This window comes from Bradyrhizobium shewense (genome assembly GCF_900094605.1).
In the GTDB taxonomy this organism is placed as follows: Bacteria; Pseudomonadota; Alphaproteobacteria; order Rhizobiales; family Xanthobacteraceae; genus Bradyrhizobium; species Bradyrhizobium shewense.
Window position 1 is genome coordinate 32,229 of sequence record NZ_FMAI01000040.1, and the last position, 21,107, is coordinate 53,335.

General features: G+C 61.0%; 16 protein-coding genes and 2 rRNA genes. 4 read left to right on the top strand and 14 right to left on the bottom strand.

What is annotated here, in order from left to right:
• Window positions 1-23 precede the first annotated feature (23 nt).
• From GA0061098_RS39425 to GA0061098_RS39460, 8 genes are all read right to left on the bottom strand, one after another.
• On the bottom strand, window positions 24-1,193 hold the full coding sequence (locus GA0061098_RS39425) for an alanine racemase (protein ID WP_091966949.1): 1,170 nt from the start codon (window positions 1,191-1,193) through the stop codon (window positions 24-26).
• Between the two features lie 26 nt (window positions 1,194-1,219).
• A complete protein-coding gene (locus tag GA0061098_RS39430; RefSeq protein WP_165637907.1) occupies window positions 1,220-2,089 on the bottom strand; it encodes a GNAT family N-acetyltransferase in 870 nt (289 codons plus the stop codon).
• Between the two features lie 277 nt (window positions 2,090-2,366).
• Window positions 2,367-3,794, bottom strand: a complete 1,428-nt coding sequence (thrC, locus tag GA0061098_RS39435) for a threonine synthase (protein ID WP_091966926.1) — start codon at window positions 3,792-3,794, stop codon at window positions 2,367-2,369.
• A gap of 73 nt (window positions 3,795-3,867) precedes the next feature.
• Window positions 3,868-5,178: an NAD(P)/FAD-dependent oxidoreductase gene (locus tag GA0061098_RS39440; RefSeq protein ID WP_091966928.1), complete on the bottom strand. Its 1,311-nt coding sequence runs from the start codon at window positions 5,176-5,178 to the stop codon at window positions 3,868-3,870.
• A gap of 53 nt (window positions 5,179-5,231) precedes the next feature.
• Window positions 5,232-6,110 (bottom strand): ABC transporter permease, encoded by an 879-nt coding sequence (locus GA0061098_RS39445; RefSeq protein ID WP_091966930.1) that lies wholly within the window; start codon window positions 6,108-6,110, stop codon window positions 5,232-5,234.
• A 38-nt stretch (window positions 6,111-6,148) separates the two neighbouring features.
• Window positions 6,149-7,099, bottom strand: a complete 951-nt coding sequence (locus GA0061098_RS39450; RefSeq protein ID WP_091966932.1) for an ABC transporter permease — start codon at window positions 7,097-7,099, stop codon at window positions 6,149-6,151.
• 55 nt (window positions 7,100-7,154) lie between these two features.
• A complete protein-coding gene (locus GA0061098_RS39455; protein WP_091966934.1) occupies window positions 7,155-8,825 on the bottom strand; it encodes a peptide ABC transporter substrate-binding protein in 1,671 nt (556 codons plus the stop codon).
• Window positions 8,822-10,513, bottom strand: coding sequence for an ABC transporter ATP-binding protein (locus GA0061098_RS39460; RefSeq protein ID WP_091966951.1), 1,692 nt, complete (start codon window positions 10,511-10,513; stop codon window positions 8,822-8,824). Before GA0061098_RS39460 ends, GA0061098_RS39455 begins: the two co-directional genes overlap by 4 nt.
• Window positions 10,514-11,160: 647 nt before the next feature.
• On the opposite strand from GA0061098_RS39460, the gene GA0061098_RS39465 reads away from it, so the two are divergent.
• Both GA0061098_RS39465 and GA0061098_RS39470 read left to right on the top strand, forming a co-directional pair.
• Entirely contained in the window at window positions 11,161-12,486 is a 1,326-nt protein-coding gene (locus GA0061098_RS39465; protein ID WP_091966936.1) for an NAD(P)/FAD-dependent oxidoreductase, read from the top strand.
• 113 nt (window positions 12,487-12,599) lie between these two features.
• Window positions 12,600-13,076 (top strand): Lrp/AsnC family transcriptional regulator, encoded by a 477-nt coding sequence (locus GA0061098_RS39470; RefSeq protein ID WP_018321783.1) that lies wholly within the window; start codon window positions 12,600-12,602, stop codon window positions 13,074-13,076.
• Window positions 13,077-13,104: 28 nt separating this feature from the next.
• Here GA0061098_RS39470 and GA0061098_RS39475 read toward each other — a convergent pair whose 3' ends face one another.
• On the bottom strand, window positions 13,105-14,481 hold the full coding sequence (locus GA0061098_RS39475; RefSeq protein ID WP_091966938.1) for an aspartate aminotransferase family protein: 1,377 nt from the start codon (window positions 14,479-14,481) through the stop codon (window positions 13,105-13,107).
• A gap of 342 nt (window positions 14,482-14,823) precedes the next feature.
• Here GA0061098_RS39475 and GA0061098_RS39480 point away from each other — a divergent pair, with 342 nt between their 5' ends.
• Window positions 14,824-15,513 (top strand): haloacid dehalogenase type II, encoded by a 690-nt coding sequence (locus GA0061098_RS39480; protein WP_091966940.1) that lies wholly within the window; start codon window positions 14,824-14,826, stop codon window positions 15,511-15,513.
• A gap of 112 nt (window positions 15,514-15,625) precedes the next feature.
• On the opposite strand, the gene GA0061098_RS39485 is transcribed toward GA0061098_RS39480, so the two are convergent.
• From GA0061098_RS39485 to GA0061098_RS39495, 3 genes are all read right to left on the bottom strand, one after another.
• Window positions 15,626-17,083: an NAD-dependent succinate-semialdehyde dehydrogenase gene (locus tag GA0061098_RS39485; protein ID WP_165637906.1), complete on the bottom strand. Its 1,458-nt coding sequence runs from the start codon at window positions 17,081-17,083 to the stop codon at window positions 15,626-15,628.
• Between the two features lie 212 nt (window positions 17,084-17,295).
• A complete protein-coding gene (locus tag GA0061098_RS39490) occupies window positions 17,296-17,652 on the bottom strand; it encodes a cupin domain-containing protein (RefSeq protein ID WP_091966942.1) in 357 nt (118 codons plus the stop codon).
• A gap of 13 nt (window positions 17,653-17,665) precedes the next feature.
• Window positions 17,666-18,589, bottom strand: a complete 924-nt coding sequence (locus GA0061098_RS39495; RefSeq protein WP_091966945.1) for a 2-hydroxyacid dehydrogenase — start codon at window positions 18,587-18,589, stop codon at window positions 17,666-17,668.
• Window positions 18,590-18,934: 345 nt separating this feature from the next.
• On the opposite strand from GA0061098_RS39495, the gene GA0061098_RS39500 reads away from it, so the two are divergent.
• Window positions 18,935-19,813, top strand: a complete 879-nt coding sequence (locus tag GA0061098_RS39500) for a GNAT family N-acetyltransferase (RefSeq protein ID WP_091966946.1) — start codon at window positions 18,935-18,937, stop codon at window positions 19,811-19,813.
• Between the two features lie 970 nt (window positions 19,814-20,783).
• Here GA0061098_RS39500 and rrf read toward each other — a convergent pair.
• Window positions 20,784-20,898: ribosomal RNA gene (rrf, locus tag GA0061098_RS39505) — 5S ribosomal RNA — on the bottom strand.
• Between the two features lie 106 nt (window positions 20,899-21,004).
• Window positions 21,005-21,107: ribosomal RNA gene (locus GA0061098_RS39510) — 23S ribosomal RNA — on the bottom strand; the annotation flags it as partial.

Consider the following 21,107-nt stretch of genomic DNA (forward strand, 5'->3'; position numbering starts at 1 on the left):
GGCTGGGAATGGCCCGGCCAGTGCTACCAGCCGCGCATCCGGGGCCATCGGGCGTGAATGGCGTCGCCGCCGGCGGAGACGACGTTGTACAACTCGTGTTGCGACGCCGTCGCACAGGCGTGATTGGGGAGAATCCTGATCTTCGCGCCGATCGGAAGATTGGGCAAAGCGTGCGCCGACCCGGGCCTGATGGCGAGGATCCCGTGCTCCTGGCTTGCTTGCGAAACGATCAGGTCCGGATAGAGGTTGCCGGCCACGTCGCAGACCAGACCATATCCGTGGTCGACCCGCTGCGCTGCGGTGCCGCGGTCGCGCGACAGCGCCATCCACCCGGCATCGACCAAAATCCAACCCTTCTCGGGCTTGGTGCCGATCACAGTGGCGAGCACCGAGATCGCGATGTCGTCTGTCGTGCAGACACCAACACCGTGCATGACCAAGTCGAAGAACATGTAGACGCCCGCCCGCATTTCCGTGACGCCGGTCAGGTCTTCGGCGAAATGCGCTGTCGGGGTCGAGCCGACGCTCACGATGGGGCATTGGTGCCCGGCCGCCCGCAAGGCCTCCGCCGCGGCAACCGCCACCGCTCTCTCATTCTCCGCGGCCGCGAAGAGAGCCTCGGGCGTGAATAGGCTGTAGGATTCGCCGGCATGGGTGAGAACGCCGGCAAGCTCGACGCCGGCCTCGCCCAGCGCGACCGCGACTGCAATGAGCTTTGGATCGTCCGCGGTCAGCCCGCCGCGGTGACCATCGCAGTCAATCTCGATGAACGCAGTGGGTGTCACACCAGCGGCACGACCGGCGGCGCCGAGCATTCTCGCCTGCTCCGGCGAATCGAGCAGTACCTTGAGGTCGACGCCTGCTTTGCGCAGACGCATCACTCTTTCAGCTGTGTGGGGCGCCAGACCCACCGCATAAGTCATGTCGCGAAAACCGTGCCGCGCGAAATACTCGGCTTCCGCAAGGGTCGAGACAGTGATCGGCCCCGATACGGACGGATACGCCCGTCGCGTCACGTCGATGGATTTCGCGGTTTTCATGTGGGGACGCAGGACGACGCCCCGCTCCGCCATGCGCGAGGACAGGCGGACGAGATTGCGATCGAGCCGATGCACGTCGAGCAGGAGAGCCGGCGTTGCCAGCGTGCCGAGCGTTGCGGCCGTCTCGGAGTTCTGGTGATCCGTTCCGCTCATCTCCTCGCGTCGCACGTCGATGTCTCCTAGCCGAACGACTGATTGGGAATCGCAAACACGCGCGCCGGCCCGCTTGATGGTGCCGGCGTGCCCAAGATCATTGTGGTGGCATCGCCGACCTGCTCCAGGCCGATGCCTTCAAGCCAATTCCCGAGCTGCGATGTGGCAGAGGTGTCGATGCGGACAAAACCACTGCCGAGCCGCGCGAGCGCAGCCTCGATCAGCGCCTGTGCATCGGTCTCGGTTTCTGCGACGACGGGACCGATGACATGCCCGCGGCCAAAAAGCCGGGAGATGGCGTAGCCGCGGGCCATGCCGTCACGCTGCAGGAGATAGCTATCACCGCTTTGGAGTAGCTTTTCGAGCATCTGTCTTCTCTCCAAGCCCGTAGCTTCGCGATCGAGTCGCATGATCACCTCGAAATCCGAGGCAGCCATTGGCCTGACGAGCCCCGGCGGCGACTCATGGCGTCCTCTGGGAATTCCCTGATGCTGGTGGATGACCCCGATGGGGACGAAACCGCGCCGCTGGTAAAGCGCCTGGCCTTCCGCGGTCGAATTCAGCGCAATGCTTCGTGGACGCGCGGACGCCAGCAACGCATCCATGAGCCGGGCGCCATAGCCACGGCCCTGCGCGGTCTTCGCGACGATAATCATACCTGCGGAAGCATGGGTTTCGCCATACGGCCACCATGCCGCGGTCCCGATCACCGTCCCAGCGCGTTCCAGAACAAAGCCTTTGCCCAGCTGCAGCGCGACATTCCAATCTTCGAGTCGATAGGGCCAGGACATCTCCTGCGAGAGCTTCAGGGCGCCTTCCAGATGCGATCTGGCGAAAGGAACGAGGATCACGTCTTCAGTGACACGATCTTCGGCCTGGTAAGCTGCGGTTTTCATGATCAATAAGCGTCTCTTTCTCGGGTTGCCCGGACCAGGCGCGAGCGCCTGACAGGGCGAGGGCCAGTTGATGATCCCCGCATGGTCTGCAGCGTACCTTGCGTCCGACAGCATTACGCAATCAGACTCGAGTAAAGTTCGGCATAGAATTTCATCGATGTCGCTTTGGAGTAGCCAATCTGCTGCGAGGGGCTATGAGAACGCTGATCACGTCCTCGAATGACAAACTCCGTAAGCACAGCCATCATTGGTGGTGCGCCGATCCGGACTCGATCTTTCAGTTAATCGCATCCACCACAATCCCCCAGATGTAGTTCTTGACCGCCTGCACATCCGGCGGGAGGATCTTGACTCGTCTCGGCAACTCTTCGATGCCCTTGAGCCTTTCTGGACGATCCGCCTCGCGGCCCAACGCTTCCTTAATTGTCGCGCCGAATTTGACGGGCAGTGCGGTTTCGAGCACGACCATCGGCGTGTCAGAAGAGGCGTGCCTGCGTGCGACTCTCACCCCGTCTGCTGTGTGTGGGTCGATTTCGGTCTTGCAGCGCTTCCACGTGTCACGGATGGTCGCGAGCCGGTCGGCATGTGTGCTCCTTCCGCTACGGAAGCCGAAACGCGCTGCAGCCTCCGCAAATCTGGATTCTCCACTCAGGTCGAACGAGCCTCGCTCCCCGAGCTGATCAGCAAACAGCGATCTGGTTCGCTCTGCGTCCCGATCTAACACGTCGAATACAAAGCGTTCGAGATTTGAAGCCTTGGAGATGTCCATGGACGGGCTTGAGGTTTCGAGCGTGTCTGCGCGACTTCGGACGCGATACACCCCGGTGCGGAAAAACTCGTCGAGCACGTCGTTCTCGTTGGTCGCAAGGACCAGCCGGGATATTGGAAGCCCCATCATGCGCGCAACATGCCCCGCGCAGATGTTGCCGAAATTCCCCGAAGGCACTGCAAAGCTTACACTTGTCGCCCCGCGTTCGGACGCCTGCAGATAACCGGAGAAGTAATAGACGACCTGCGCGAGGAGCCTCGCCCAGTTGATCGAATTCACCGCACCGATCTTGTATTGCTGCTTGAACTCCAGATCGCTCGCCACTCGCTTGACGATGTCCTGGCAATCGTCGAAGACACCATCTATCGCGATGTTGTGGATGTTGTGGTCCTGGAGGCTGAACATCTGAGCTTGTTGAAAGGCGCTCATTCGTCCACGGGGCGAGAGCATGAACACCCGCACCCCTTTCTTGCCGCGCATAGCGTATTCTGCCGCGCTTCCGGTGTCGCCACTGGTCGCGCCAAGAATGTTCAAATTCTCCTGCCGGCGGTCCAATTCGTACTCGAGCAGATTGCCGAGCAACTGCATGGCCATGTCCTTGAACGCCAGCGTGGGACCATTCGACAGCTCCTGGAGATAAAGTCCCCTCTCCAGCTTTCGCAGCGGCGCGATGTCAGGCTTTCCGAATATCTCCGGCGTGTAGGTCTTTGCACAGATGGCTTTCAGGTCGACGGAGGGAATATCGCCGACATAGAGCGACAGGATCTCGAAAGCCAGGTTGGCGTAGGACAGCGTACGCCACGCATCCAGCGTGGCGTGGTCCACACGAGGATAGGTTTCCGGGACGTACAGCCCGCCATCCGGGGCGAGGCCTTCAAGCAATGCCTCGCAGAATTGCTTGCGGCCTGAATGGCCGCGCGTGGACACGTACTGCATCGTCAATCTTCTTTAGAGAGGCGGAAGTGCCTCCGGAACTCAGACCCTGGGTTGTAAGCTGTGCTGCCGGCCGTCAACGGCTGGCGCGCCACATCGCGATCCGGTCACGCATCCGGTAGCCTTGAATGAAGGCAGGCATGAACCACGGATTGCCTCGATAGAACGGGATGAAGGCCGGAGGCCTGAAGTCGAACGCGGTGCGCGCCCGCTCCTCGTGTCCCATGAGCTTGTGGGCCGCATGCATACCGACCCATGGCGCCCAGACCACGCCCGATCCGCAGAAGCCGCTGGCATAGACGATACCTTCCTTCTCGAAAATGCGCGGAATCATGTCGCGGTTCATGGCCACATGGCCGAACCAGGTGTGAGAGAGGCGAACGGCCTCCAGTTCAGGGAACAGATTCACCAGGCCCTTGCGCAGAAGCAGCTTCGGAGCGACGGGGTCGCCGACCCGAGAGCTGTCGCGACCGCCGAGCAAGATGCGTTTGCCATCAGGCGAGGGCCGATAATAGAAGCCGACCTCCCGGCTCTCCGTGATCATCATGCGTTTCGGCATCAGCCGCGCCATGACTTCGGGCGCAAGCTCCTCCGTCGCAATGATCCGGCTGCGAACCGGGACCAGCCGACGGCGCAGGAAGGGCACGGCGCCGTCGGTGTAACCGTTGGTACACACCAGCACCTGACGCGCCTGCACCGGACCGGCCGCGGTGACAACGCGGAAACCGGAGCCATCTCGGTCGATCGAGATCACGGGCGTCCGGGCGTGGACTGTCAAACCGGAAGCGAGCGCGACCCGCAGCAGTTCGGCGTGGAATTTCGCCGGGTGCAGCCCGCCGATGTCCATCCGAACCGTACCGCCGCGATAGACATCGGTGCCGATATACTGGCGCTGCTCGGCATAGGGAACTGCGTAGGCTTCGATCCCAAGCTTCTTTGCGAGCCGCTCGGCGGTGCGCGCGATGGCTTCGTATTGCTCATAGCCGAAGGCGCCCTTGAACTGCCCCACCGGCTGGAAGTCGCAGGCGAGTCCTTCCGTCCTGATGAAATCGTACAGGAACTCGCGTGCGGCCTTACCTTCCGCCTCGATCGCCAGCGCCCTCTCCTCTCCGAACCGGCGCGTGAGCGTCGCGTAATCGGGCCGAATGGATCCGCTGGTGATACCGCCGTTGCGCGTCGAAGCTCCTTCACCAGGGTCCATGGCATCATAGGCCGCAACCGAGCGGCCCTCGCGCGCCAGCACCAGACCGGCCGAGAGCCCTGCATAGCCCGCGCCCACGATCAACACGTCGAGCTTCTTGGCTATTGGCTGCTGAGGCGGCGGCATAAGCGGCGCGGCTTCCCACCAATAGGGCGTGGCCTTCTCGGCGACTCTAGGCGCATGCATGGCTTTGCTTCTCGTATGGTTGCTGGGTTCAGCCGCGGCTCGGTTCAAATCGTTCAGATGTGGTCGTTTCGAACGTCGAGGGCATCTCGCAGACCGTCACCGATGAAATTGAAGCTCGTTACGGCCATCGTAATGGCGGCACCGGGAATGATGGCGAGCCAGGGAGCGCTCGCCAGATATTGCTGGGCGCCATTGAGCATGTTGCCCCAGCTGGGCAGCGGCGGCTGGATGCCGTAGCCGAGAAAGCTGATATAGGCCTCCAGAAGGATCGCGCGCGCCACGGCCAGACTTGCGGCGACGATGATGGGACCCATGGCATTGGGCAGGATCTCGCGGAACATGATGTGCGACCTGCGAAGCCCGACCATGCGCGCAGCCTGGACGAACTCGCGCTCGCGCAGCGAACGGACCTCGGCCTCGACGATTCGCGCAGTCTCCATCCAGCTCGTGACCGCAATGATCACGGTGATCATCGCCGGGCTCGGCCGCAGCGTTGCGGCCAGCGCCAGCACGAGAAAGATCGAGGGATAGGACAGGAAGCCATCGACCGTCCGCATCAATGCCGCCCCGACCCACCCCCCGCGATAGCCGGCCGTCACGCCAATGAGCGTACCGATCAACGTCGACAGCAACATCGCGGAGAATCCCACCGCCAGCGAGACGCGCCCGGCCATCAACAGCCGCACCGCGAGGTCTCGCCCTAAGGGATCCGTGCCCAAGTAATGGTTGCCTGTCAGGGGCGGAGCAAAGCGGGCGCGCAGATCGATGTGGAGCGAATCGTAGGGCAAGGCATAGGGACCGATGGCGCACGCCAGCACGAGCAGGGTGATCATCGCGATTCCCAAGAGCGCCAGGTGGTGACGCATGAAGCGGATAACAGCACGGCTGTGCCACCAACGGGCCGGAGCTGCGTGCGCGACGATGGCGGTCATATCTACTCGCTCCTCTTATCTGTCGTGAGTCCGCAGGCTCAGGCCAGGCGAATGCGCGGATCGACGGTGGCGATCACGATGTCTGCGATCAGATTTCCCAACAGGACCAGGATGGCCGAGAAGATCAACAGCCCCATCACGACCGGATAGTCGCTGTAGCCGAGGCTGTCGAGAAACAGCCGCCCCATGCCCGGCCAGGTGAACACGGTCTCCGTGACCAGCGCGCCAGTGAGAATGCTGGGCAATTGCATCCCTGCCAGCGTGATCATCGGCAACAGCGCATTGCCGATGACATGCTTCAGCAAGATGCGGCGTTCGCTCACGCCCTTGGCCCGGGCCGTCTTGACGAAATCCTGACTGAGCGCATCGAGCGTTGCCGTCCGCATGTAACGGCTCCAGATAGCGACATGAACGAGGGACAGCACCAGGCTCGGCAAGATCAGGTGATGCAGATAGTCCAGTATCGAGCCGTCGCCGATCGTGTACATGTTGCCCGCGGGCACCCAACCCAGCTTCAGGGTGAAGATGTAGATGCCGATCAGGCCGAACCAGAACGTCGGAACGGACAGCGCCACCATGGCGCCGACAGTCGCGCAGTAGTCGAACAGCGAATAGCGGTGGGTCGCGCCGCGGATTCCGATCCAGGCACCGACCCCGATCGCAAATGCGGTGGACGTACCCATAAGCAGTAGCGTCGCCAGCAAGTGTCGACCAATTACCGTCAGCACCGAAGAGCCATCGCGGAACGAGTGTCCCCAATCTCCCTGGAGCAGCCGCCAGGCCCAATCGAGATACTGCATCCATAGCGGCCGGTTCAACCCGAGTTGCGCAGCGAGCCGCTCCACATCCTTCTGGGTCATCCCCGGATCGAGCCCGAACTGCGCGAGAGGACCACCCGGCATGAGGTTGAGAACCGTGAAGCCGATGATCGAGACGATCACCAGCAGCACGATGCTCTGCAAGAGACGATTCAGCAGGAAGGCGGACATTCGAGTCCTCCATTAGCGTGACAACACCGTCCGACGCGGTCCGTCCGGCGAGACATCAGCTCGCCCAATACCAGGCGAGCGCGTTCCAGGACTCCGTGCGCGTGTTGCCATTCGGCACGAATCCATTGATCCCCTTCTTGAGACCTTGGACCGAGTTGCTCTGATACAGCGGTAGGAAAGGCAGATCGCGGCGCACGAGTTCCTGTACGCGAGAGTAGATCGCGCGCCGCGCTTCGGGATCGAAGGTGCGTGCGCCTTTGTCAAGGAGGGCATCGACCTCTGGATTTGCGTATTGGGCATTGTTCGAGCCGCGGCCGCCCTTCGCTGCGATCGAGCGCGAGTGGAGGCGATTGGTGACGTCCGGATCGGCGCCAATCAGATACGAGCTGCCGACGATCACGGAATCGAACTGCGATTGCACCCAGAAATCGCCCCACATCACGGCCGCGGGCAGGTTCGATATCTTCATCTCAACGCCGAGCTGAGCAAAGGTCTGCTGCAGGAACTGCTGCACCTGTTCACGAAGGGGATCGCCCGACGTGGTCGAATTGGTAAAGGACAGGCGAACGCCATTCTTGGCGCGAATGCCGTCCGCGCCCTTTGCCCAGCCGGCCTGGTCGAGGATCTTGCCCGCGCGCTTTACATCAAATTGGTGCAGGGGCAGATTGGCGTGGAAGAAGAAGGACTGCCGCGGCATGAACGTCTCTGTCGGGGTAGGCACCCCGTAATAGAGCCCCTGAATGATCGCCTCCTTGTCGATCGCCGCGTAGAGCGCCTCACGAACGGCAAGCTCCTTGAACTGCGGGCGCTCAAGGTTCAGGTAGAAGGATTCGAACGAGGTCCTTGGGACGAGCCTCACCACACGGTTTGGCAGCGTCTTGGCTTCCCCGTAATGATCGGGCGTGATGTAAGGCTGGCCTACGAGATCAATGTCACCGCTCTTGAACTGGGTGTAGAGGACCGTGAGATCGGGAATGTATTTGAAGACCAGCCTCTCGATGTGAGGGCCATCACCGTAGTACTCGGTGTTCGCAACGAGTTCGAGATGATCACCAGCAACCCTCTTGCCCCACTTGAAGGCGCCGGTACCAACCGGCGCCTGGTTGAAGGCGGCGTTGTTGGGATTGGCCTCTTTCTCGAGGATGTGCTTGGGGACGATGAAGGTTTCGGTCAGGAACGACAGATAGGGCGCAAAGGCCTCCTCCATTCGCCACGAGATCTCCGTCGGCGAGACCACCGTGATGTCGCGCACGAGGGCATGGCCGGCCGTGCGCCAACTCCGGAAGTTCGGATTCGTAATCAGCTCGAGTGTGAACTTCACGTCCTCGGCGCTGAACGGTTTGCCGTCGTGCCAGCGGACATCGTCACGCAAACGAATACGCCATTTGAGACCGTCTTCCGAAATACCGCCATTCTTCTGGTTCGGCACTTCCACGGCCAGGTTGGGCTGAATAACGCCTTGAGGATCGATGCGGAACAGCGCGTCGAAGACCGAGAAGTGCACGCCATCATCGACTTCAATGTGTACCATCAGCGGATTGAAGACGGTGGGCTCTTGTCCAAGCCCGACGATCACGCGGCCGGTTGGCTTTGTCGGAGAGGTGCGCGCGTGGGCCGGCTTGCCCAATAGGTTGGGCGCGATCAGGCCGGCAGCTCCGCCGATCGCCACCATTCGCAGAGCATCACGCCGCGAGTAGCTCGATGTCGTTGCAGAACCCTTTCTCATAACGTCTCTCCTCCCTTGTGGTGTCCGCCGTACTCTGCATGTTCGGGCATGCTCAGGGGTTGCTCGCCCGGGATTGCTGCCACCAGTTCTCGCGTGTAGGTGGATTTCGGATCGAGGAATATCTGGGACGGCGGTCCGCGTTCCACGATTTGTCCTCGATGCATGACGGCGATTTCATCGCAAATCTGGCTTGCGACGCGCAGATCATGCGTGATGAAGATCATCGAGACGCCGGTCTCCCGCTGGATCTGGTCGAGCAGCTTCAAGATCTGGGCCTGGATCGATACGTCGAGCGCTGAGACCGCTTCGTCGGCAATCAGCAATTTTGGCTTGAACATCAGCGCCCGCGCGATGCCGACGCGCTGGCGCTGCCCGCCGGAGAACTCGTGCGGATAGCGCTCAAAGGCGCCTGCATCCAGGCCGACATGGGACAGAAGCTCCCGCGCGCGCTCGCAAGCTTCGTCATAAGGCATGCCATGCGCGACCGGGCCGACTGTGAGAATTTGCCCGACCGTCGATCGCGGATTGAGCGATGCGAAAGGATCCTGAAAGATCATCTGGATCTTCGGCCGTAGCGGCCGAAACTCGGCTTCGGAAAGCCCTGCGATGTCGCGGCCTTCGAACAGAATCGAGCCGCCGTCGCACTCCATGAGCTTGATCAGCAGCCGACCCAGCGACGACTTGCCCGAACCGCTTTCCCCGACGACACCGAGCGTGCGACCCGACGTGAGGTCGAAGCTGACCCCATTGACCGCAGGCACGATACGCTGCGTACGGAAAAGCGCGCTGCCGCTGCGATAAGTCTTTGCCAGGCATTCGACCTTCAGGATCGACGCTCGCTCCCCGGCTTCCGAGGGAATGCGGTCCTTGCCGGTCAGGTGGGGCACGGCTGCGATCAGGCGGCGCGTATAGAGATGACCGGGCGACTTCAGCACCTGCGCGGCACTGCCCTGCTCCACGCAATGGCCCTTCTCCATCACCACAACGTGGTCGGCAATCTCCGCGACGACGCCGAAATCATGGGTGATGAACATGACGCTCATTCCCTTGCGGCGCTGAATGTCGCGGATCAGTTGCAGGATCTGCGCCTGGGTCGTCACGTCGAGTGCGGTGGTCGGCTCGTCCGCGATCAGGATCGCAGGTTCGAGGGCCAGAGCCATGGCGATCATCACCCGCTGCCGCTGCCCGCCCGAAAGCCGGAAGGGATACTGGTGATACATGAGCTGCGGATCAGGCAGACCCACTTCAATCAACAAGTCTATGGCCCGGCTGCGACGCGAGGCCGGCGTACCAACGTCGTGCGCGACCATCACCTCCTCGATCTGCGCGCCCACGGTCATCAGCGGGTTGAGCGCCGAGAGAGGATCTTGAAAGATCATCGAGACGACTCGGCCGCGCAGACTGCGGAGCTTTTCTCGCGCGAGGCCTACGATGTTCGTCCCATTCAGGTTGATCGCCCCCGAGGTGACTCTGATCACCTTCGGCAGAAGCCCCATGATCGCATTGGCGGTGACCGACTTGCCCGATCCGGATTCCCCGATGATGCAGAGAATTTGTCCGCGCTTCAGATCAAAGGAGACGTTTTCGATGGCGTAGGCCCGCTCCATTCCTTGAGGCAGACTTACGCTCAGCTCCCGCACCGAGAGCGCGACATCGGCGGGGGCTGCAGCCGGCTCGCCAGAGGCCATCGGAACATCCTCCCTTTCTAGCTTCGTTCGGCCATCCTGCTGCGAGCCGCGCCTTCGGTTCTTTGCCTTGCCACGCTTCTTCGACAGGTCGACGATTTGACGCTCAACGTGCCATTCCTCCATTGGAGGCTGCGACATGATTCAGGCCTCCTCGCGCAAGAGGCAAGAACCCTTCATCGGAGCGCGGCGCCGACCGAACGGGTCAGTTCGATCGAAGCGAAGCATGGCTGGCGCCGACCTCATAGCTTGATCGCTTCCGCCAAGATCTGCTCCTCGACAAGGCTCATGCGGGTTGCCTCTATGGACTTCGATCCTTCGATCCGTTGTGCCGATCTTGATGATTTCAATCACCGCGGAGTCGCCGAAAGCCGGCATCCGGGCAGCACGAACTTCTGAAAAGGAAGTCCGATTTGGCATTTCAATCTGCGCCGCCCGCCGTGCCCCCTGCCAGGAAGGCGCGCGACGGATCGCAGGAGCACGTGCATCAGTCTCGCCGCCTGCAAGCTGCGACCCAAGCAAAGTATTTTCGCAATAATAGCCCGTGTCAAAGGCAGTAAACCGCAGGATATTCGGTCTCATGGCCAAAGTCCGCGGGGCCTGCCGCAATTCCCCGGTTACGCTAGGCAACCACCGGAGATCCCTGTCGGATGAGCGCGCCGCTCCTGCATATCGAATCCAGTCCATCCCTGCCTCGTGAGGCGGACGTCGTCGTCATCGGCGGCGGCGTCGTGGGTGTGTTCACAAGCTACTATCTCGCGCGTCGCGGCCTCAAGGTTGCCTTGCTCGAGAAGGGCCGCGTCGCCGCCGAGCAGTCCAGCCGCAACTGGGGATGGTGCCGGCAACAGAACCGCGACGCACGCGAGCTGCCTCTTGCGACCAAGAGCCTCGATCTCTGGGAACGAGTTGCCCAGGAAACGGGTGAAGACACGGGCTTTCGCCGCTGCGGCCTATTGTATTTGTCGAACGACGAGAATGAGCTGGCAGGCTGGGCCAAGTGGCGAGACTTCGCCAGGACCGTTGGCGTCACGACGCATCTGTTGAGCTCGGAAGAGGCGAGCGGTCGGGGCAAGGCGACGGGTCGCAAGTGGAAGGGCGGCGTCTTCTCGCCGACAGACGGGACGGCGGACACTTCAAAGGCCGTCCCCATCGCCGCGCGTGCGATCATGGCGGCGGGCGGCACGGTGCACCAGCTCTGCGCCGCGCGCGGCATCGAGCTCAGTGCCGGCCGGGTCAACGGCGTGGTGACCGAGGCGGGCACGATCCGGACGAAGACGGTGGTCATGGCAGGAGGCGCATGGGCATCTTCGTTCTGCAACCAGCTCGGAATTCGCTTCCCGCAGGCATCCGTGCGCTCTTCAATTCTCGCCCTGGCCCCGGGCGCGGCCGGCCTGCCTGATGCCCTTTACGCAGGGCTGGTGTCGGCCACGCGACGCGGCAATGGCGGATACACGCTGGCCATCAGCGGGCGCGCGCGACTAGATCCGACGCCGCAGCAGGTCAGGTTCGGCCGCGAATTCCTCCCCATGTTTGGCCGCCGCTGGCGAAGCCTCAGCCCTGGGGCGTTCGAGGGCATGCGGCAAGGCCACGAATCCCTGGCGAAATGGAGGCTTGACGAGGTGACCCCGATGGAGCTGAACCGAACGCTCAATCCGCGCCCCGACATGAGGCAGATTCGGCTGACGCATCGACGCGCGTGCAAGCTGGTCCCCGAGCTGCGGCACCTCGCCATCTCAAACGTCTGGGCCGGCTACATCGACAGCACACCGGACGGCATTCCGGCAATCGGCGAAGTTGAATCCATTCCAGGCTTCATCCTTGCGGCGGGGTTCAGTGGGCACGGCTTCGGGATTGGGCCCTGCACCGGGCACATGATCGCCGACATCATCACCGGTCGAGCACCGATCGTCGACCCGCGCCCCTACAGGCCGGAACGGCTGAAAATGAGCGCCTGGGGCAAAGTCAGCGAGTTCTGAATTGCAGTTTCCGCCTCGTTGGGAAAAGCTGCTGGTTGATGCTATGACAATGCATATGACGCTGAAGACTCAAAGCCCTGACGCCGTTGTCGGCCCCATCTGATGGCATTGCTATGAAGCTCGATAAGATCGACATCAGGATTTTATGCGAACTGCAGAAGAACGGGCGCATTTCCAACGTCGAGCTCGCAGAGCTGATAAATCTTTCGCCGAGCCCGTGCCTGATGCGCGTCAAGAGGCTCCAGACGGAGGGCTTCATCACCGGCTATTCCGCCCAGATCGATGTTGCCAAGCTCGGACAAACTCTGACGGTCTTCGCTGAAATCACCCTGAAGAATCATCGGCAGATCGATTTCGCTCGCTTTCTCACGACGATCGAAAAGATCGATTCGGTCGTCGAATGCCATCTGGTTTCGGGCGGGTACGACTATCTCGTCAAGTTCATCACCGCGGGGATCAGCGAATACCAGGCGGTCATGGAACGCCTGGTCGAGATGGATATCGGCATCGACAAGTACTTCAGTTTCGTCGTGCTGAAGTCCCCGATCGTGAAATCCCATCTGCCGCTCGAAAGCATCTTCGATAGCTAAGAACATTCTCCGACCGGCAGCGCGGTGATCATCCCTTCATCGCCGCGCGGACGTCCTTGTCTTCGAGCGTCTGGTCGAGCGTAGTCTTTGTCCGCTCAATAATGCCGTCGATGTCGTCATCGGTGCAGCACAGCGGCGGCGCGTAGCCCAGCACGCCTTGCGCGAAGGCGCGGATCACGACACCATTGTCCCACGCGCGGTCGAAGATGCGGCGCGCCGCGTCGGCTTCCGCCGGCAGAGGCGTCTTGAGCTCCTTGTCAGTCACGAGCTCGACTGCAGCCAGCATGCCGCGACCGCGGACATCGCCGACAAGCGGATGATCGGCAAGCGCGCGAAGACCTTCGATCAGCCGGTGCCCGGCCTTCCGGCCGTTTTCCAACAAGCCGTTTTCATAGAGATCAAGGCACGCGAGCCCAACGGCTGCGCTGACGGGATGAGCGGAATAGGTGTAGCCGTGGCCGACGGCCGCCTTGCCGGCGCCATCAGCAATCGTGTTGTAGACGGCGTCGGACATGAGAACGGCCCCCATCGGCACGTAGCCCGAGGTCAGCCCCTTTGCCGTGGTCATGAGATCCGGCACGACGTCATCCTCTTCACAGGCGAAGAGCGGACCGACACGGCCAAAGCCGGTGATGACCTCATCGGCAACGAACAGAATATCGTGCTCCTTGCAGACCGCATGCATGGCCTTCAGCCAGGACGGCGGCGGAACGAGGACGCCCCCTGATCCCTGTATCGGCTCGACATAGAAGGCGGCAACGCGATCGACGCCGAGCTCGGCGATCTTGGCCCGCAGAGCGGCGACCGATGCCGCAATGATAGCCTGGGGATGGGAACCGACGGGATTGCGATAGGCGTAGTGCGACGGAATTTTGTGCTGCCAGTTGTATGGCACTCCGAAACCCGCATGAAAGGACGGCAGCGCGGTCAAGCCGGCCCCTGCCGTCGACGATCCATGGTAACCAGACTCGACGGAAATGAACTGATCCTTCTGTGGCGTCCCCTTGGCATGATAGTAGTAGCGAATGAATCGGATCGTACTGTCGACGGCATCGGAGCCGCCCAAGGTGAAATAGACGTGGTTCAGATCGCCAGGCGCCAATTCAGCCAACCTGGCCGCCAGCCGGATCGCCGGGTCCGAGCCCAAACCGAAATAGCCCGTCGCATAGGGAAGTTCACGCAACTGCCTCATGGCCGCCTCGACGATGCTGTCCTGCCCGTAGCCGGCATTGACACACCACAGACCCGCGAACCCGTCGAGCAATTGACGCCCCGAGGCGTCGGTCAGGGTCGCGCCCTTCGCTGATTTCAGCACGCGCACACCCGACGCCTCGTGGCTGCGATAGGATGAGACCGGGTGAATCAGATGCGCGCGATCGAGTTCAATCAGCGAGTTGCTCAACATGTCGTCCTCCAGTCAGCCACAATGTTTGTGCGGCCATCCCGATGTTTTCGCACTCAACGTAGGATAACCAAGACAGCAGTTGCTCCCAGGCTGAACACGGACGAAGGGCATTTTGACTGTCATTAACGATCGGCGCCGCATCTTATGCCGGCATCGGCCCGCGCCAGGCATTGGCGCTCACGTCGGATGCGCCTATTTCGCACAACTCTCTGCCACAGCTCCGATCCGATACGACACAATCTGCTCCCGGTCACCGCGACAGCGGTGCTTTATCCGGTCGTCTGCCCGCTATGATCCTGTCGTACCGGAGCGCGGTGCGTGAGGACCGAAAAGGATCGAGCCATGGCAACGTTTAGACCGAAATACATCACCTTCGACTGTTACGGCACGCTGACCAATTTCGACATGGCCGGCGCGGCAAGGAGAGTCTACGGCTCTCAACTTTCTGCCACGACGATGGCTAGTTTCATCAAGGATTTCGCCGCCTATCGCCTGGACGAAGTTCTTGGCGCGTGGAAGCCGTACTTCGAGGTCGTGCATAATTCAGTAGAGCGCGCTTGCAAGCGCAACGGTATCGTATTTCGGCCGGAGGATGCCCAGCGCATCAATGAAGAGATCCACACGTGGGGTCCACATGCCGACGTCCCGGCTGGTCTGGCCAAGGTTGCCAAAGAGATCCCGCTGGTCATCCTGTCGAACTCCATGAAGAACCTCATCATGTCCAACGTGGAGAAGCTCGGCGCTCCCTTCCACATGGTCATCACGGCCGAGGAGACTGGCGCCTACAAGCCGCACATGAAAGGCTTCGAATACATGCTCGACAAGCTGGGCTGCGGCCCGGAAGATATCACCCACGTCTCCTCCTCGTTCCGCTACGATCTGATGACCGCCTACGATCTGGGTATCAAGAGCAAGGTATGGGTGAACCGCGGTCACGAGCCGGCGAACCCCTTCTATGAATACACCGAGGTCTCTGGCATCGGCGGCTTGGCTGCCGCAGTCGGCCTGGAGCCTCTTCGTAAAAGCGCCTGAGCGCAGTTCTTTCGGGATCGCTCGCGGCACTTCAGCAATAGAGATCTGCGCTGGTCAAAGAAAAGGGGGCGGTTCAACCGCCCCCTTTTCTTGTTTCAGATCCGCTGGACGCTCAATCCAGGCCGCCGACATGAAGGGCCTTGCTCTCGAGATATTCTTCTATCCCGAGCTGAGATCCCTCGCGTCCCAGGCCCGACTGTTTGACACCGCCGAAAGGCGCGACCTCCGTCGAGATCAGGCCGGTGTTCAGGCCGACCATGCCGAACTCCAGTGCTTCGGCAACACGCCAGGAACGCTTCAGGTTTTCAGTGTAGAAATACGCCGCAAGACCGAAGGGCGTACCGTTTGCGATCGCTATCACCTCGTCCTCCGTCTCGAACCGGAAAAGCGGCGCGACCGGCCCGAAGGTCTCCTCCGAAGCCAGGAGCATCTCGGTCGTCGCGCCACCGAGCACGAGAGGCCGAGCAAATTGCCGGCCCTCCGGCACCGCCTCACTCTCCGCGATGATCTTTGCGCCTTTATCCAGCGCGTCCACGACGTGCCGCCTGATCTTCTCGATCGCTGCGCCATTGATCATCGGCCCGATTGCGACCCCATCTTCGGTACCGGCACCGACCTTCATTTTCGCGACCATGCCGGCGAGCTTCTCTGCGAACGCATCGTAGACGCCTGATTGGACGAGAATGCGATTGCAGCAGACGCAGGTCTGGCCCCCATTGCGGAACTTCGACGCAATTGCGCCCTCGACGGCGCGGTCGATATCGGCATCGTCGAAGACGATGAACGGCGCATTGCCGCCGAGCTCGAGGCTGAGCCGTTTGATGTTGTCGGCGGCGCCTTTCATCAGCAGCGCGCCGACGCGGGTCGACCCCGTGAACGAGATCTTGCGGACGGTCTCATTGGCCATCAGCTCCTTGCCAATGTCGGCCGGCATGCCCGTCACGATGTTGATCACGCCAGGTGGAATTCCTGCCCGCTCCGCCAGCACACCGATCGCGAGGGCCGAAAACGGCGTGAATTCAGAGGGCTTGATGACGACGGTGCAGCCCGCGGCCAGCGCGGGTGCCACTTTGCGTGTAATCATCGCGTTGGGGAAATTCCAGGGCGTAATGATCCCGCAGACGCCGACCGGCTCTTTCAAAACCAGAATGCGGCGATCGACCGTGGGTGACGGGATCGTCGATCCGTTGATCCGGCGCGCCTCTTCCGCAAACCATTTAACGAAAGAGGCCCCATAGCGGATTTCGCCGAGCGATTCCGCCAGTGGCTTGCCCTGCTCCAACGTCAGCAACAGCGCGAGGTCCTGCTCGTGGCGCCGCATGAGGTCATACCAGCGCTCCAGCAGAACGGCACGCTCCGCATGAGCCGTGGTCTTCCAATGCTTGAACGCGTCGGCCGCAGCGTTGATGGCAGCCCTGGTCTCCTCGCACCCCATGTCCGGGATGGTGCCAAGAACTTGCTGGCTGGCAGGATCGATGACATCAACCGTTGCCTTCGCACTCGCGTCGCGCCAGTGGCCGCCGATCAGTGCCTGCTGGCGAAACAGATCCTTGTCTTTCAATGCAATCATGTATTTGTTCCCTTACCCTTGGGGTCAAACCGCCATCACTGCCGGATATGCGATTGGCGAGACAAAAGACGTCTCATCTGAGCGATACAGGATCGCGCGCCGCATTTTCCATCGAGAAGGAAGCGTCTGACGGCGTTGAATCCGGTCGGATGGGCATTCGAAAGTCGATTGTTCTGGCCGTCCTTCAGTGAGGCCGCCGTCAGGCATCGTGCTCAGTCATAGTGACAGACATAGATCTTCCGCACGGTCTCGATCGTGCGCCAGACACCGACAAAGCCCGGCTTCATCACAAAGCTGTCGCCGGCGCGGAAAGTCTTCGTGTCGCCACCCTTTTCCTCAATTTCGATAAGACCCGAGATGATATGGCAGAACTCAAAGGTGGTGCCCTTGATCGAATGGGTCTCGCCGGGGGTCGCCTCCCAGACGCCCGTCAGCACTTTCTCACCCTTCGAGACGTCTTGCGCCCAGGTCTTGAAGGACGGATTGCCCGAAATGAGCCGTTCCGGATCCGGCACGGCCTTCTTCGGTACAAAATCCGGATTGGTGTCGATGGCAATCAGAAGTGACATGGCATCTTTCCTGTTAATAGCCGAGCGTTCGATCGACGAGGCCGATCGGATTTCGTCCGGCGCGGTGGCGCCGGATGTTCTCTATGACGGATTGCGCGGCCGTATGCGGTTGCGTCACGGACGCGATATGCGGCGTGATGATCACCTTCGGATGCGACCAGAGCGCATGGGCTCCCGGCAGCGGCTCGGGATCGGTCACGTCGAGCATCGCTGCGGCGAGGCGCCCGCTATCGAGCGCTTCGATGAGTGCGTCCTGGTCAAGCTGCGGACCGCGGCCGACATGCAGCAGCCTTGCTCCCGCCGGCAGGAGAGAGAACAGCTGTACGTTCAGGATGCCGCTTGTTTGCTCGGTCAGGGGCAGAAGACAGACGAGAATGTCCGTTCCTTTCAGGAAGCTGCCAAGCTGATCATCGCCGTGGAAGCAGGTGACGCCCTCGATCGTCTTGTTGCTGCGGCTCCACGCGGCAAGCGGAAATCCAAACGGCTTGAGGCGATCAATCGCAGCTTGCGCCAACATGCCGAGGCCCAGAAAGCCGACGCGCCGATCGGCCGCCTGGGGCGTTGCAAGTGCCTGCCATAGGCCTCTTCCCTGCTGCTCCCGATAGGCCAGCATCTCGCGATGGAGGGTCAACACGCCCAGGACGACGTACTCCTGCATCATGCGTATGATGCCATCCTCGACCATGCGCACGAGCTTGACGTGGCCAGGTAGGGTCTCCGGCTTGAATTGATCGACCCCCGCACCGGTGGAAAAGAGCATTTCCAGATTTCGAAGGCGCGAGAGATCGTCGGGCGCGTTCCAGGTTATCAGGTACCGCACCTTTTCCGGCTCGAAGCATTCGCTGGAATGATAGAATTCGAGATCAGGGAGCTCGCGCGCAAAGACCTGCCGGAATATAGCCGCCCGAGCAGCATCGGAATTGAAAAGGAACGCCATCGACGTGGTCCTCTCAGGTCCTCGCCCGGGATGCGGCGCGTTGAGACCGGACTGGCCGGCCACCGAGGGCTGGAAGGGCGGCGAGCCCTCCAGCGAAGCCTTCAACGTTCACTGGGGTCACCCTGCCTGCTGTTGCCGGATATCGATAGGCCGCAACCAGTAGCTTTCCCTGCTGAATCGAGTTGCACTGGCGGCGAAACATTCCGAATACCGCCCGCCAAACAGGAGAAACCTGCTGGCCTTCCGCGCTATGCTGCTGCAAAAGAGGGCTTGTGCGGCACGCAGCTGAAGGTCGGCGGGGGATAGGCCGCGGCCTTTGAGCCCGCGAAGGAATGGATGAGCTGAATGGGACGAACGGTACGCGTGAAGTCCTTTGAACTGGTGGCCAAGGACATCAATGACGTTGATGTGAAACTGCTCCACGCGCTTTCGATCGGTGTCGGTTGGCCGCATCGCCCCAAGGACTGGAATTTCCTGCGCCGCGCCGGCCACGGCATCGTCGCCGTTGATGGCATAGACCGCGTTTTCGGCAGCGCGATGTGGTTCCCTTATAGCCAGGAATTCGCGACGATTGGCCTGGTGATCACATCGCCCCGAACCCAGGCACAAGGTACTGGCCGCTGGCTCATGGAGCAGGTTTTCGAGCGGTGTGGCGACAGGAATTTGACCCTCAACTCAACCCATGCCGCCTATCATCTGTATCTGTCGCTGGGGTTCACGAAGGAAGCCACCGTATATCTGTGGCAAGGAGAACTCGTCTCACCCCCTCCGCCGGTGCCGGCTCTGGCCGGTGAATTGAGCTCGCTGTCCACGGCGGACATCGGAGAAATCGCGGCACTGGATGAACGCGCGTTCGGAACTAATCGGCAGAAGCTGCTCGCATTGCTTTCTGAAGGTGCTTCAATCTCCGTCCTGCGCCGGGGCGGAGAGGCCGTCGGTTTTTCCATGAAGCGCGAATTCGGGCGCGGTCATGTGATCGGCCCGATCGTCGCCAGCAATGATTTTGACGCGATCCAACTCACCGCCGTGCATCTTAAGGATCTCGCGGGACAATTCGTCCGCGTCGATACGCGGGAGCAGACGGGCCTGTTTGCCGACTTCCTTCAACAGAGCCGCCTCGGGATGACCGACACCGTCACAACGATGTCTAAGGGCCGGCGATTCCTGAACCGAAAGGAAAATGAGCCGTGGGTGTACGGGCTAGCCGGTCACGCATTGAGCTGAGGCTATGAAGCGAAGCTCCGTGGGGACTGGTGCCAACGGCGCCGATCGCGACCCTACAGAGACGGGCCGTGGCTAGGGCGGCTAGCGGAGGGGACGAGTCGCTCGCGAAGCGGACCCAAGCGCACGAATCGTAGTTTGGCGTAGAAATCGTGCAAATGGCGGAGAGAGTGGGAGTCAAACCCACGACTTTCGACTATCCCGCCTCGAACAGCCGAGACTGCACGTAAGCACTCGCCCGCCTCCTGGCCTCGCATATTCAAATCATGCGCATGCGCAACAAGCCAGCTTACGTTGGCCGTGGTGAGATTTTTCTTGATCTTCCGGTGCACACGTCGTGCACACGCCGCCTTCTAACCGATTGAAACACTTAAACTCTCGATCCGATCCATCATTGGACCGACTGAGCTTCTGCGGCGAGGCTCTTCCAAAGCCATTTAGGTATGAATTGGAAGCGGAAATCGCGTCTTCGGATTCTCAGTGTACAGGTCAGGTCCATGAGAACGAGAGCGCACACTTCGCTCGCTAGGCGTGCATTGGCTCTTTGAGCCGCATTCGGAACTGATAAGCTTTCTGCTATTTCCTGATCAGTCGGCCAACTGAGTCCATTTCTGCGAAAACCGTATCAGTCGTCCAACTGACTTCCTTGGCAGTCAACCAACTGATCTCCATTTCTGCACTTCGGTCGAAAATCGGCGGCCGCTGCACAACAATTTGCTCATCGCTGCCTCAAGTTCGTCCTTAGGCACGCCCTGGGAGTATCGCGGGATCCCGATAGCGGATTTAGCCAAACGGCAAATCAGAGCTGAGCCGGCAACCCGCCGTGCTCGCCCCAAGGCGACGCAGCGCGCATCTAACGATCAGACTCCATGTTTCTGTGCGCTACACGCACAAAGAAAAACGCCGCCTCGGTTTCCCGAAGCGGCGTTCTGAATTCTTACATCGAAAGAGGAAGATTTCTTGTCCTTTGCAGGCCTGGCAGCGACCTACTCTCCCAGGGCTTAAGCCATAGTACCATTGGCGCTGAAGAGTTTAACGGCCGAGTTCGGGATGGGATCGGGTTGAGGCTCTTCGCTAAAACCACCAGGCCGGCGAAGGACAAGAAAACGAAGCAAGCGATCTTTGTTTGGCGACTAGCGCCTCTCATTCATTCTGGTCTGGGTCTTCACGACCCTATGGACACTGAAAATGAGAGCAATCAAGCCAATCGAACGATTAGTACCGGTAAGCTACATGCATTACTGCACTTCCACATCCGGCCTATCAACGTGGTGGTCTTCCACGGTTCTCAAGGGAA

Excerpts from the sequence above, each read along its gene's own strand:
- GA0061098_RS39425 (WP_091966949.1), bottom strand. The coding sequence starts at position 1,193 with ATGAGCGGAACGGATCACCAGAACTCCGAGACGGCCGCAACGCTCGGC.
- GA0061098_RS39430 (WP_165637907.1), bottom strand. The coding sequence starts at position 2,089 with ATGAAAACCGCAGCTTACCAGGCCGAAGATCGTGTCACTGAAGACGTG.
- thrC (WP_091966926.1), bottom strand. The coding sequence starts at position 3,794 with ATGCAGTACGTGTCCACGCGCGGCCATTCAGGCCGCAAGCAATTCTGC.
- GA0061098_RS39440 (WP_091966928.1), bottom strand. The coding sequence starts at position 5,178 with ATGCATGCGCCTAGAGTCGCCGAGAAGGCCACGCCCTATTGGTGGGAA.
- GA0061098_RS39445 (WP_091966930.1), bottom strand. The coding sequence starts at position 6,110 with ATGACCGCCATCGTCGCGCACGCAGCTCCGGCCCGTTGGTGGCACAGC.
- GA0061098_RS39450 (WP_091966932.1), bottom strand. The coding sequence starts at position 7,099 with ATGTCCGCCTTCCTGCTGAATCGTCTCTTGCAGAGCATCGTGCTGCTG.
- GA0061098_RS39455 (WP_091966934.1), bottom strand. The coding sequence starts at position 8,825 with ATGAGAAAGGGTTCTGCAACGACATCGAGCTACTCGCGGCGTGATGCT.
- GA0061098_RS39460 (WP_091966951.1), bottom strand. The coding sequence starts at position 10,513 with ATGGCCTCTGGCGAGCCGGCTGCAGCCCCCGCCGATGTCGCGCTCTCG.
- GA0061098_RS39465 (WP_091966936.1), top strand. The coding sequence starts at position 11,161 with ATGAGCGCGCCGCTCCTGCATATCGAATCCAGTCCATCCCTGCCTCGT.
- GA0061098_RS39470 (WP_018321783.1), top strand. The coding sequence starts at position 12,600 with ATGAAGCTCGATAAGATCGACATCAGGATTTTATGCGAACTGCAGAAG.
- GA0061098_RS39475 (WP_091966938.1), bottom strand. The coding sequence starts at position 14,481 with ATGTTGAGCAACTCGCTGATTGAACTCGATCGCGCGCATCTGATTCAC.
- GA0061098_RS39480 (WP_091966940.1), top strand. The coding sequence starts at position 14,824 with ATGGCAACGTTTAGACCGAAATACATCACCTTCGACTGTTACGGCACG.
- GA0061098_RS39485 (WP_165637906.1), bottom strand. The coding sequence starts at position 17,083 with ATGATTGCATTGAAAGACAAGGATCTGTTTCGCCAGCAGGCACTGATC.
- GA0061098_RS39490 (WP_091966942.1), bottom strand. The coding sequence starts at position 17,652 with ATGTCACTTCTGATTGCCATCGACACCAATCCGGATTTTGTACCGAAG.
- GA0061098_RS39495 (WP_091966945.1), bottom strand. The coding sequence starts at position 18,589 with ATGGCGTTCCTTTTCAATTCCGATGCTGCTCGGGCGGCTATATTCCGG.
- GA0061098_RS39500 (WP_091966946.1), top strand. The coding sequence starts at position 18,935 with ATGGGACGAACGGTACGCGTGAAGTCCTTTGAACTGGTGGCCAAGGAC.